Source organism: Shinella sp. WSC3-e (assembly GCF_945994535.1).
In the GTDB taxonomy this organism is placed as follows: domain Bacteria; phylum Pseudomonadota; class Alphaproteobacteria; order Rhizobiales; family Rhizobiaceae; genus Shinella; species Shinella yambaruensis.
Genome location: NZ_OZ000534.1, coordinates 84,915 through 96,950, shown reverse-complemented (window position 1 = coordinate 96,950; position 12,036 = coordinate 84,915). Strand labels below are relative to the sequence as shown.

General features: G+C 63.4%; 8 protein-coding genes. 5 read left to right on the top strand and 3 right to left on the bottom strand.

Annotated elements, in window-relative coordinates; genetic code table 11:
- Positions 1–329: 329 nt before the first annotated feature.
- On the top strand, positions 330–995 hold the full coding sequence (locus AABF56_RS31025; protein ID WP_272809140.1) for an acyl-homoserine-lactone synthase: 666 nt from the start codon (positions 330–332) through the stop codon (positions 993–995).
- 63 nt (positions 996–1,058) lie between these two features.
- Positions 1,059–1,415: a hypothetical protein gene (locus tag AABF56_RS31020; RefSeq protein ID WP_272809139.1), complete on the top strand. Its 357-nt coding sequence runs from the start codon at positions 1,059–1,061 to the stop codon at positions 1,413–1,415.
- Between the two features lie 557 nt (positions 1,416–1,972).
- Here AABF56_RS31020 and AABF56_RS31010 read toward each other — a convergent pair.
- Genes AABF56_RS31010 through traA form a run of 3 tightly spaced genes read right to left on the bottom strand, consistent with a single transcriptional unit; the run spans position 1,973 to position 9,364 of the window.
- The gene (locus tag AABF56_RS31010; protein WP_272809138.1) at positions 1,973–4,441 is read right to left on the bottom strand and encodes a zeta toxin family protein; all 2,469 of its coding nucleotides are present in this window, start codon (positions 4,439–4,441) and stop codon (positions 1,973–1,975) included.
- A gap of 2 nt (positions 4,442–4,443) precedes the next feature.
- Positions 4,444–4,713, bottom strand: coding sequence for a hypothetical protein (locus AABF56_RS31005; protein WP_272809137.1), 270 nt, complete (start codon positions 4,711–4,713; stop codon positions 4,444–4,446).
- 31 nt (positions 4,714–4,744) lie between these two features.
- Positions 4,745–9,364, bottom strand: coding sequence for a Ti-type conjugative transfer relaxase TraA (gene traA / locus AABF56_RS31000; RefSeq protein WP_272809136.1), 4,620 nt, complete (start codon positions 9,362–9,364; stop codon positions 4,745–4,747).
- Positions 9,365–9,587: 223 nt separating this feature from the next.
- On the opposite strand from traA, the gene AABF56_RS30995 reads away from it, so the two are divergent.
- From AABF56_RS30995 to traG, 3 genes are read left to right on the top strand one after another with little or no spacing between them, the layout of a single operon-like run.
- The gene (locus AABF56_RS30995; RefSeq protein WP_272809135.1) at positions 9,588–9,875 is read left to right on the top strand and encodes a TraC family protein; all 288 of its coding nucleotides are present in this window, start codon (positions 9,588–9,590) and stop codon (positions 9,873–9,875) included.
- Complete coding sequence (locus AABF56_RS30990) at positions 9,865–10,107, top strand: conjugal transfer protein TraD (RefSeq protein ID WP_272809134.1); 243 nt, start codon at positions 9,865–9,867, stop codon at positions 10,105–10,107. Before AABF56_RS30995 ends, AABF56_RS30990 begins: the two co-directional genes overlap by 11 nt.
- Positions 10,104–12,026: a Ti-type conjugative transfer system protein TraG gene (gene traG / locus AABF56_RS30985; RefSeq protein WP_272809133.1), complete on the top strand. Its 1,923-nt coding sequence runs from the start codon at positions 10,104–10,106 to the stop codon at positions 12,024–12,026. Before AABF56_RS30990 ends, traG begins: the two co-directional genes overlap by 4 nt.
- Positions 12,027–12,036: the final 10 nt, after the last annotated feature.

Here is a 12,036-nt window from a genome sequence, read left to right as displayed (position 1 = left end):
GGAATACTCTACAAAAGGCAACGCGCTTGACAAGGGAAATCGCGGGCCTTTGCCCCAGCCGAGCAATCTGAGGCTCATACGAGAATTCTGAGGAAGACCTGTTCTTCACATGGATGTCCTCCAGCCACGTTCCGCAGGTCGGTTGGTGAGGGAAATCGCCGCGCTTCGACATTTCAGGGCTGGCAGAGGCGCTCGGCGTCAGGATGGTGAGGGCCCGGCTTCGACCTGTACCACTCAGCAATACCCAGAACTTGGGGAACCGTTTTCTGGAGATTTATTCCGCTCGGAAACGACAGCATCCTGCGCTCGATCACCCGATGGAGGCAAGCATGTATCTCCTTGTTCAAGCAAACGAATATTACAAATACGCAGGCCTGCTCGACCAATCGTTCCGCCTACGGAAAAAGGTTTTCGCGGACCGATTGGGGTGGAAGGTCTCTGTCTCAGATCACCGGGAGCGCGATCAGTATGACGATTTGGACCCTGCATATCTGCTGTGGTGCGACGACCGCCATGACCAGCTCTACGGCTCCATTCGTCTGATGCCGACGACAGGACCAACACTGCTCTACGACGTTTTCCGACAGACCTTTCCCGACGCTTGCGACCTGAGTGCACCAGGCATCTGGGAAGGCACGCGGATGTGTATCGATGACGAGGCAATCGCACGAGATTGTTCGGACCTGCGTCCCGACCGTGCTTTTGCTCTCCTGCTGCTGGCGCTCTGCGAAGTCGCACTCGACAGCGGGATCCACACCATGATCTCGAACTACGAACCGCATATGCGCCGCATCTACAGGCAAGCCGGTGCGGAACTGGACGAGCTGGGCCGAGCCGATGGATATGGACGCCGCCCTGTCTGCTGCGGCGCCTTTGAAGTCTCGACACGCGTGCTCACCGCAATGCGCTCCAGCTTGAATGTGAGCGAAACGCTATATCGCCGCCCGCCGCTTCCAAGCCGCGCGCTTTCGTCCCCCATTCCCGTTGCTGCATGACCGGACCGTGCTGAAGGACAAGAACCCGCCTTGTCCGATCTGCCACCATATCAAGGAGGCCTCGTGTACAGCTACGCCACGCATTTCGCCGCAGAGACATTCGTTCCGATCACGGATGCCGATCGGTTCGTTGAGACCTTCGGCATGAACTTCCGCGAGTACATCCTGTCGAGCGGCTTGGAGAGCGCAGACACGGTGATCGATTTCGGGGAGGGAAAAGCAATCCTCCGGCCGGGCTTCATCGGCCTGAGGATCAGGATCGCTTCGGACAGCCTCTGGGGATATTTGGGCTGCCGGGAACTACTCCATCTCCACCTATTCGATGCTGGGATGGTTCGAGACGTGGACTATATGTGGATGCCGGCAAGCGACGTACCCTTCGCCGTGCCGGCGAACCGGGCAAACCACGGGCGGAGGTAACCAAACCTACGCCCATCATCGAGGAGGGTACCGGCTGATCAAGCGCTCAGCGCCCGCCTTCAGGGCAGCAAGAAGATGCTGCCTGTCGAGCGGCCGGATTCCATTTCGGCATGAGCTGCATCGATATCGTCCAATCGATATTCGGACCCGACCTAAGAGACGATACCAGCTTCGAAGTCGCGAAGGGCAGCAATCGCCGTTTCACGGTATCGGCCGACATCTCCGCACCAAGCCTTGATGCTCGGACAAGCAAGGAATTATCCGGGACCGCAGATCCTCGACGGCGACCGGCGGAATTGGCCGCGCGGCCTGGCCAAAGCTAGTGTCTCACCGCTGAACATCCCTGCGGGACCGGGCAAAAAAAATGGGCCACCGGAAAAACCGTGGCCCATGGAGTGTGGAGATCAAAACCTCCAGAGGGGAACAGGTGATGCGGCGGTACTGGGAGGAGAAAACCGCGATGTGCATCAACTACAAGCATAATGCCCGTTTCCTGGGCGCATGAACACTATCCATTGTGCAATGCAGCTATGCGCTTCCGCGCACCAGCCCCGAACCTAGCGTCGCATCATCAACTGGGAGGTTCGCGCAAGCTCCCGGTTTTGCCTCATGGCTTTCTCCTGCAGGGCGCCAGCGCGCTCGTGGACGAGGCGGAGCGCCGCGGCCTGCTCATGGCCGATGCAAAGCGAGGATGCTATTCTGGCAACATTCCCTCCCTTCAACTCGGCTTTCTCGGCCGGGGTCAATCGTTTTGAGATCGCCAGCGAAAGAGCCTCCAATTCACGCGTTAGTGTCGGCGCTGCGTTCAGCCGACGAACCTGTTCCTGGCCATCGGCCGCCAGCACTACAGACAACTCCCGCGATGGCCGCGGAATTTCCACCCTCTGACGAGCCTGCTCGTCACGATGGCGCATGACGATCTGCTGCCGCTCGAAATCCATCGCATGACCGTAATCGGCAAGCGCCGCCGCCAGCCGCGGCGCATGCGCTTCGGCGGACTGGCGAGCCGGGCTCGGTCCTCTCAGCCAGCCCCGCCCCTCACCCGCCAATTCGCCGAGACGGCCGGACCCCACCTCGTCGCTGGCGGCCGTGCCGCTGCGGGCATCAGTGATCTGCTGCACCGAGGCGGACACTGCCTGGCTATTGCCGAACACCAGCAGGGACAGGTTTTCGATCTCAGCGCGCTTTCCCGCCAAGCGCGCGGACCCGCGCAGGCGTTCGGCGATCTCACCTTCGGAAAAATCGGGCAGATGCCGGGTCGGCACAAGCACGTCGGTCTGGGCCGCGCGACGATCCTGCGTTCGGTTCATGCCAAGGGTTCGTTCGTTCTCGACGATGCCGCGCACAAAGTCATCGGCCGCATGCCTTCTCGTTGCGTCAAGCCGGTCATGCCGTGCCGCCTCGGTGAGGATCGCCTCCATCATCAACTTGGCCCGCGCACGGTTTTCCAGGTCGGCTGTGCGCAATCGAAGCTCACCCTGGACTGCGTGCAAGGGCTCGCCGCTCTCCCCGACGATCGTGCTGGCTATCGCCACGCGCTCGGCAATTGCCATGTTTCGCTCAAGACGACCGCGCGTCCGGGCTATCGCCGCAAGATAGCCGGGCTCGATGACGTCGGACATGGCCATGTCGGCCGCGACCCTGCCGGATGCGACGGCGTTGGCGGCGCGGCCGAGTGTCTCGCGCATGCCGGCTGCCTCCAGCCAGGAGTCGACGACATTTGCCATACGGGACAGGCGATCGGTTCTGGCAAAGACATCCCGATCGACAGCCACTCGGTTCAGCTGAACCTCGAAATGCTCCGTCAGCCGCCGCCGCGAGCCGTCCGGCGTTTCCACCGATAGATCGGCGGGAAGACGATGGGCAGCTGGAAACTCCTGGCTCCCGCGCTTGTCCTGAACCATCGCTCGTGTCGAGACGATGGTGGCGCCATCCGGCAAAAGGCCGAGGTCGCGGGCCGCTTCGACCAGCTTCAACGCCATATAGCTGTGCGACAGGCGGCCAACCGCATGCGCCTCGACGTTTCCGATCGGCCGGCGTTCCGCATCGCGCAGCGCGTTATCGTAGAGTTCGACGAACATGCCGAGCGCATCGGCCCGGTTCTGGAAAACCGATCGGCCGCGCCGCTGGCCCTCCTCGCTATCCGCGGCTCGCCGCTGTGCGCGAAGGTGATTGACGTCGTCCGCGGCCTGTGACCGGACCGTGGCAATCCGATCCTCCGGCGCGCGTCGCTCTTCCATGCGGGCGAGAACGTGGTTCCAGTCATCGGAAAAGCGCTGGAGCTCGCCGCGTGTCATCGGCCGCGACTGCTCACGCTCGAGCGCGAGCCGCGCATGCGCCTGTGACCAGCCGGCCTCGCTTCGCTCATTGTCATAGAGGATCGTGCCGCCGCGCGTGCGTAGCTGGACGCGGTCGACCACGTTTTCACTTTCCAGTTTTTCGAGGCTGACGTGCAGGCCGGCGACAGCCGCATCGTGGACATGCCGCGGCGGGATGCGCGCCGCATCGCCGGCACGCAGCATTTCCTCAAACCGAAAATGGTTTCCCTGCCAGCTGAGCCGCGGATTGACGGCAACCGCCCGAGCCTCGACCTCGTACCCGGCAGCGCGGGCTAGGCCGATGACGCGGACGACATTCTCCGGCCTGCGCATCGTCGTTTCGAACACGACATTGACCTTGCGCTCGGCGGCCGCCGCCAGCAGCTTCTCGGTCCAGCGCCCAGCATCGAGCTGCGTGAACTGCGATGCCGTTTCCGGATCCTGCCGCTGGAACGTCCGAAACTGCGGATGGTAGGAGCGCAGATCGTCGCCGACGATGCGGATCGTCGGCCCCGATTGATCGAGTTCCGCCTGGCTTGCGATCAGGACCGCGGTTTTCCCCGCGCCCGGCTGACCGCCGAGCAGGATCATCCGAGGACGCGCCGCGGGTGTCATTGTCGCCGGCAGATAGTCCGGGAGAATGTCGTTGCGGAAAATGCTCTCGTTTCGCTCCAGCGAAAGCGGACCGGTTGCCTGATCCTCCGCCATGATCAGAACTCCGCCCAGAACCGGGCGTCGTCCTTCACGCGAGGCCCCCAAAGCGCGATGACGTCCTCGACGGAATCACGATCGGTGACGTTGATGCTTTGCTGCAGGGCAATCAGATCGCGCCGGCGAGACCGGAGCATTTCCGCGGCATCGGGATCTGTGTCCTCGATCTCATAGACGCGCGCCGTCACGATGGACCGCGCCTGATTGAGGATTTCGATGGCGATTTCGGCGCGGACGATCGCGTCGTAAGGGACTTCCTGTTCCGTCATGGTCTTCTCCTTGTCTATATCGTCGAAACATTCACCGGATGACGCCCCGGCCGCGGTCGATTGCCCGGCGCTGGCGTTCCGCAACGATCCGCTGGCTGCTGCCCATGCGAACCGTCTGTTGCAAAATTTTTAGGCGTTCCTGCATCGCCTCGAACGGGCGGAGCTGCGCGGGTGACAAGCGATTGATCACGTCCTTCTCACCGCGCAGGATCGCGTCGCGTCCAAACCGCAGATCGAGCGATTTGCTGACACCGGCAAATTCCTCCCAGAGGCGGGCATCGATCGACCCGGCTGCAACATTCAGCTTGGCGCCCCCCTTCTTCATTGCTGCCGCAAGCTCTCGCAATGCCTCATCGGCTGCCGGCGACAATCCCGGAATCGCGACGGCCATACGCTGGCGCTCTTGGGTGATCGCCTGGGTCTCGGTCGCGAGCGCTGTGGCATAGGACGCGCCCAGCGACCGAACTCGGCCCACCGCGTCCGGCACGGCCTGAAGCGCCTCTTTCCGCTCGCGGCCGACAGCCAGCAACCGGTCCATGATGCGATCGGAACCGCGCAGCGCGCCATAGGCTGCGGGATCGTTGTCGACCGCCGCAGCGATCCGCTCGCCCGCAAAACCTTTCACGATCAAAGCCTCGATCTTGTCGATGGCGCCGGCGGGATCGCGCCAGATGCGTCCGGCCGTTTCGACAAGGACCGCCCGGTTGTAACCGTAGTGGGCAACTTCGCGCGCCCTCACCCGCGCCTCTTCTTCCACCGAGGTTTTGAACTCCGTCACGGCGGCGAGCATAGGCAACACGGCACTGGTCTCCTTCCCCGGCTCGATGCTGGCGCCGGCAACCACTTTCGACCGGTCCTTGCGTTCGGCAAGATGCTGTTCCTCGGCGAACCGGCGCACGACGGCGAACAGCCGCGCCAGTTTCTCGCGCCGATTCGGAGCAAGATCGTCCGGCATGCGCTCGACCGTGTTGCGCGTGGCAATGGCGTCGGCCTTTTCCGTGAAGGCGGACCATCCAAAGCGCGCCGTCAGCGCTTCGTTGACCGCCTTCACGTCCTGGACCAGCAAACGGTCCTCGACAGCATAGGCGAAGGCCGTCTTATAGGCGTCCGGCCCGCCGCGTTCGCGGACCGCCTCGATTTCAACTAGACGCGCCATTGCCGGGATCGAGAGCGCGGGGATGGACAGCGACATATGCCCACGTCTCTGTTCTTCGCGGATACCGACGCGTTCGGCCTGACGGCGGAATTCCGTCGCATGGGCGCGGGCGAGCGGCAGGAGATCCGACAGAGCGGCTATCGCTGCGTTCCGCTCGTCTCGCGCGGCCCGGCCATCGACCAGGTGTTCCGATCCCCGCAGGCGACCGAGGCGTTGCGGCCGATCTGCAAGATCATGGGCAAGGTGGCGCGGCTCCATGCCGGCATCCGACGCCAGCGCATTCAACCTCGCCAGCGCGCCGTCGGGATCGCGGTAGATCTTCTCAAGGATAGGACGAAGAATGGCCTCCCGCTCCTTCCAGCGATCCGAGCCGAGTTGCGCACGGCGGGCGTCCTCCTCGATGCTCCGGGCAAACCGGGTCGTCGGCGGGATCAGATATTTTCGATCTGCGGGACTCTGGGCAGCAAGGTTCTCGGTCCGCTCCTCATTATAAGAGACGCTTCTTTCGCGCTCGATGGCAAAGCCAAGCGCTACGCTCGCCCGCTCCCAAAGCTTCGCCACCTGCCCGCGCTTCTCCGCAAGCCACGCCAGCCGCCGCGCAGCTCCCTCCTCCATACCGGCCGCGACCTCGGCAGCCAGGTCGATCCCGCGGCGCCGGGCAAAGTCGCGCGCGTGGGCCTGGTAGCCAGCTTCGCTTTCGAAATCGAGCGTCGTGGTTTTGGCGCCCGAACGGCCGAGACGTTCGACCATCTGCTTGAACAGTTCAGGCCGATGGCTCTCGCGCTCGATCCGCTCTTGGCGGACATCCGCCGCTTCCTTCAGCTCTGCCGTCCAGACATTTCGCTCGACCTCGGGCTTCTCCGTCCGCTTTTCGCCTGTCTCCTCATCTGTGACGACGACATCCACCTTGACCGTTTCGACACCATCCTTGCGGAGCGTCACCGTGTCGCCTCCAAAAACGCCGCCCTTGGCCAGAGCCTTCGGCAGGCTTACGCCCCAAACACGATGGACGGCGCCGTCATCCGTGCGGACGTCGGCATAAGGGCTTTCCTTGGCATCCTCATCGTCCGGCCGGAACTTTGCCTGGCCCGTCTCGACGAGCTCGCCGGTGACGCCGACAGCATGATCGGCGCGCGGCTTGCCGCCCCATTCCGGCTTCGGCTCAAAATCTTCCCGGGCCGCATACAGGATGGCATCATCGCGATGGCGGGTCATCGCCACATAGGTCAAATGCTGGTCCATCATGCCGGTGGCGAGCACGAAGGTCCGGTCGACGGTCGCACCCTGCGACTTGTGGACCGTCGCCGCGTAGCCATGGTCGATATTGCGATAGCTGTCCTCGCTGATGACGACGTCGCGGCCATTGTCGAGACGGACCGACAGCAGCGGACCGCCGCGCTTGTCGCCGGTGGAAAGGACGGTGCCCAGCATTCCGTTCTTGACGTATTGCGGCCCGAGTCGCTTTGCCCGCGGTTCGAGGAAGCGGGCGTTTTCGAGAAAGATGATGCGATCGCCGGCGGCGAATTCCCGGACGCCGCGCGCCGTCTGGAACGCGCGCGCGTCCGTCAGCGCGCCCTCCCTGTTCATCACCGTGCGAAGGGATTCGTTAAGGCGCTTCACATCGTCGTTCGTATGGGCGAGCACGAGCATCTCGTCGCCCCGCAGCCGGCCGTCGTCGCCTACCGCCCGTGACCGCGCGATGGCTTCTTCGCGCGCCTCGCTCCAATCGACAACGATGCGCTCCACGACTTCGGCGCGGCGCTCGGCTTCGAAGATGCGCCCCTGCTGGGCATAGGCGTCCAGCCCCTCCTCGACCTTGCCGCGGGCGAAGAGCTGCGAAGCATCGCGCGCCCATCCCTCGCGCTGACGACGCACACCGGCAAGCTCGGCGGAACCGATCCGCTCCGCGATCGCGCGGAAGGCTGCGCCCGCCTGGATCGGCTGAAGCTGCATCGCGTCACCGACCAGGACGACTTTTGCGCCGGCATCCTCCACTGCCTTCAGCACCCGCGCCATCTGCTGTGAGGAGACCATGCCGGCCTCGTCGACGACAAGGATGTCGCCGCGATCGAGCAGATCGCGCCCGTTCTCCCATGCCAGTTCCCAGGAAGCGAGTGTGCGGGATTGGATGCCGGAACTGTCCTCAAGTCCTTCGGCGGCCTTGCCCGCGAGCGCCGCACCGAAGACGCGATGATGTTCACCCTCCCAAGCGACGCGGGCGGCGGCCAGAAGCGTCGACTTGCCGGCCCCGGCGAGACCAACGACGGCCGCTATCGCACTGTCGCCGGTGACGTGCCTGACGGCATCGACTTGCTCCTGGTCGAGCTTGAAGGGATTTTCCGGATCGGCCGTTTCGACCTGACGCACGGCTGCGGCAACCTTCCCATCGACAATGCCGAAACCGGTGCGCTTGGACAGGACCTCCGCCGACTGCGCCATGTCATATTCGATACGCAGGATCTCGCGCGTGGTGAAGATTGCTGCCTCCGCCACTTTGCCGGTCCGCCGGTCGACCTGCTGCGGCTTCAACAGCACGAGATCGTCCGACGCCATCAGCCGGGCGCGGATATTGACGAAGTCGGCGGGATCGTCGACATAGCGATGCAGCGCCTTGGCGATATCCTTTTCGTCAAAGGTCGAGCGCTCGTTGCCGAGCTGCTTCAGCAGAAGCGCCGGATCGGCAAGCAGCCGGTCAGCCATTTCCTGGCGGCGCGCACGATCGGCCGGCGCGAAATACATCTCGAAGCCCTTGCGGGCCAGCGCCGCTTTTTCCGGGCCGAGGTGTTTTTGCGCGACGCCGTCGAGGCCCTGTTCGGCGTAAGAGCGCCCGTCAAGACGGATATCATGACCGGCGAGCGCCAGATGCCGGTTGGCGGTTTCCGCCCAGCCGATCTTCCACGCCTTCATCGTCTCCTTGTCGCCGGCCCAGAGCTTGTAGACGATCTTGCCCTTCGGCCGATCCGGGGTCACGACGCGCAGTGGCTCACCGTCGGCGCCGAGAACCGGAACCTTCTTCGGCCCGAACCCATCCTCCGTGAGGGGGCGCAGCGCCGTCATCAGATGGATGTGCGGATTGCCGTCCTTGTCGTGATAGACCCAGTCGGCGATCATGCCCTTCGAGGTCAGATTGTCCCGGACGAATTCCTGGACCAGCGCGATGTTCTCCGCCCGTGTCAGCTCCTCCGGCAGCGCGACGATCAACTCGCGGGCAAGCTGGGCATCCGCCCTCGTCTCGAATGCATCGACCGCGTTCCACAGCGCCTCGCTGGCAGCGGCGACGGTCTTTCCCTTGATGGCCGTCCGCAGCCAGGCGGGGATCTGGCCCGGGAGCGCCAGCTCCTCATGCTTCAGTTCGGCCGCACCGCCGCGATAGCTGAAGGAGGTTCCGGCCTGTCCGTCCATCATCCGGGCGCGGTGACGATACGCGGCGGCCGAGACGATGCTGCGCCCTGCCCCTCTGCTGATCACCTGCGCTCTGACAAACATGATCGCCACTGATGTCTCCTGACCTCCCAAGCACGTCGCGCCAGCGACGTATATTGCGCCCTCAAATCGATCGGACCGCAGGTCCGATGCCGCTTTTCCGGAAGACGGCCCAAGCCGGAATTCCGGCATCGACGTTTTGGGGACTTGCACAAGGTAGCTTATTTTACTATCGTTTTCCAGTCAGTATAAACGCCCTACGGCAATATTCATCGCAGAAGAGGAAACCGCATAAATGGCTGCAAAATCGTCAATCATGGATATCGATGCGCAAATCGAAAAGCTGCGGGAACGTAGAAAAATGTTGATAGTAAAATCCGCAGAGCGTTTCGCGCGGGCCGCGACGAAGGCCGGGTTGGCCGAGATGGAGCTTGCTGACGAGGAGGTCGATCGCATGTTCGAAGAGATCGCCGCGCGATTTCGCAAAGCGGAGAAGAAAGGGACTGGTGGCGCAGCTGCTTCGCCGCGTGGACAACCAGATGGTCGCGTTGGAGCGGCGACGGAGGTTCCTCATGACGGCTGATCGCAAGAAGGAAGCCCGCGAAAAATTCCTGCTCGGCGGCATTGTTGTCCGCGCCGGACTATCGCCGGCCGACCGGGCGTTCCTGCTTGGTGGTTTGATCGAACTGTCGCGCGTGACGCCGGGCTCGCCGGAGCACCGCCGCTTGCGCGATATCGGCGAAGTGGCCTTCAGGACTATGCCGACCGAAGCCGGCGACCGGTTGTCCACGCGGATGGCGGAGGCTGCCGAATGACGGCAATGGCGAAGCCACATCCAAGCCTGCTGCTTGTTCTCGTGCCTGTTGTCGTCACCGGCTTTGCCTTCTATGTCGCGAACTGGCGCTGGCCCGAACTGGCCACCGGCATGGCCGGCAGAACGCAATACTGGTTCCTGCGAGCTTCGCCCGTGCCGGTGCTTTTGTTCGGACCGCTCGCGGGACTTGTGGCCGTCTGGGCGCTACCGCTGCATCGGCGGCGGCCGATTGCCATGGTGAGCTTCCTGTGCTTTCTGCTGATGACCGGCTTTTATGGGCTGCGCGAGATTGCCCGGTTATCACCCTATGTCGATAGCGGCGCGCTGTCCTGGGACGGGGCGCTGTCCTTTCTCGACATGATTGCCGTCGCAAGCGCCGCGCTCGGCTTCATGGCGGCGGCGGTGTCAGCGCGCATCTCCAGTGTCGTGCCCGAACCGGTGAAGCGCGCCAAGCGCGGAACCTTCGGCGATGCCGACTGGCTGCCGATGGCGGCGGCGGCGCGGCTGTTCCCGGAAGATGGCGAGATCGTCGTCGGCGAGCGCTACCGCGTCGACAAGGAACTCGTCCATGCACTGCCATTCGATCCGAACGATCCGGCAACATGGGGACGGGGCGGAAAAGCGCCGCTCCTCACCTACAAGCAGGACTTCGATTCCACCCACATGCTCTTCTTCGCGGGATCGGGCGGCTACAAGACGACCAGCAACGTCGTGCCGACCGCGTTGAGCTACACGGGCCCCATCATCTGCCTCGATCCGTCGACCGAGATCGCCCCGATGGTCGTCGATTTCAGGCGCAGAAAACTCGGGCGCGAGGTCGTCGTTCTCGATCCGACAAACCCGATCATGGGCTTCAACGTCCTCGACGGCATCGAGACGTCGAAGAAAAAGGAGGAGGACATTGTCGGCATCGCGCACATGCTGTTGTCGGAGAGCGTCCGCTTCGAAAGCTCGACCGGTTCCTACTTCCAGAGCCAGGCGCACAATCTGCTGACCGGCCTTCTGGCGCATGTGATGCTGTCGCCGGAATATGCCGGCCGGCGCAACCTGCATAGCCTGCGCCAGATCGTTTCCGAGCCGGAGACGTCGGTGCTCGCCATGCTACGCGACATCCAGGAGCATTCGGCCTCGGCCTTCATCCGCGAAACGCTCGGCGTGTTCGTCAACATGACCGAGCAAACCTTCTCGGGCGTCTATTCGACCGCGTCCAAGGACACGCAATGGCTGTCGCTAGACAATTACGCCGCGCTGGTCTGCGGCAACACCTTCAAATCCGCCGAGATCGTCGAGGGCAAGAAGGACGTCTTCCTCAATATCCCGGCATCGATCCTGCGGTCGTATCCGGGCATCGGCCGCGTGATCATCGGTTCGCTGATCAATGCGATGATCGAGGCCGACGGCGCGTTTCAGCGCCGGGCGCTGTTCATGTTGGATGAGGTCGACCTGCTCGGCTACATGCGCGTGCTGGAGGAGGCGCGCGACCGTGGCCGCAAATACGGCATCAGCATGATGCTGATGTACCAGTCGGTCGGCCAGCTGGAGCGGCATTTCGGTAAGGACGGCGCGGTGTCCTGGATCGACGGCTGCGCCTTTGCCAGTTACGCCGCGATCAAGGCGCTCGACACGGCGCGCAACGTCTCGGCGCAATGCGGGGAAATGACCGTCGAGGTGAAGGGCAGCTCCCGCAATATCGGCTGGGACACGAAGAACAGCGCGTCGCGGAAATCGGAGAACGTCAACTTCCAGCGCCGGCCGCTGATCATGCCGCACGAAATCACTCAAAGCATGCGCAAGGACGAGCAGATTATCATCGTGCAGGGGCATAGCCCGATCCGCTGCGGGCGCGCGATCTATTTTCGGCGCAAAGAGATGGATGCCGCGGCTGCGGCCAACCGGTTCGTCAAAGCGGCCAAGCCGTGAAAGCGCGCAA

Coding starts and splice junctions, on each gene's coding strand:
- AABF56_RS30990 (WP_272809134.1), top strand. CDS start 9,865: ATGACGGCTGATCGCAAGAAGGAAGCCCGCGAAAAATTCCTGCTCGGC.
- AABF56_RS31025 (WP_272809140.1), top strand. CDS start 330: ATGTATCTCCTTGTTCAAGCAAACGAATATTACAAATACGCAGGCCTG.
- traG (WP_272809133.1), top strand. CDS start 10,104: ATGACGGCAATGGCGAAGCCACATCCAAGCCTGCTGCTTGTTCTCGTG.
- AABF56_RS31010 (WP_272809138.1), bottom strand. CDS start 4,441: ATGGCGGAGGATCAGGCAACCGGTCCGCTTTCGCTGGAGCGAAACGAG.
- AABF56_RS30995 (WP_272809135.1), top strand. CDS start 9,588: ATGGCTGCAAAATCGTCAATCATGGATATCGATGCGCAAATCGAAAAG.
- AABF56_RS31005 (WP_272809137.1), bottom strand. CDS start 4,713: ATGACGGAACAGGAAGTCCCTTACGACGCGATCGTCCGCGCCGAAATC.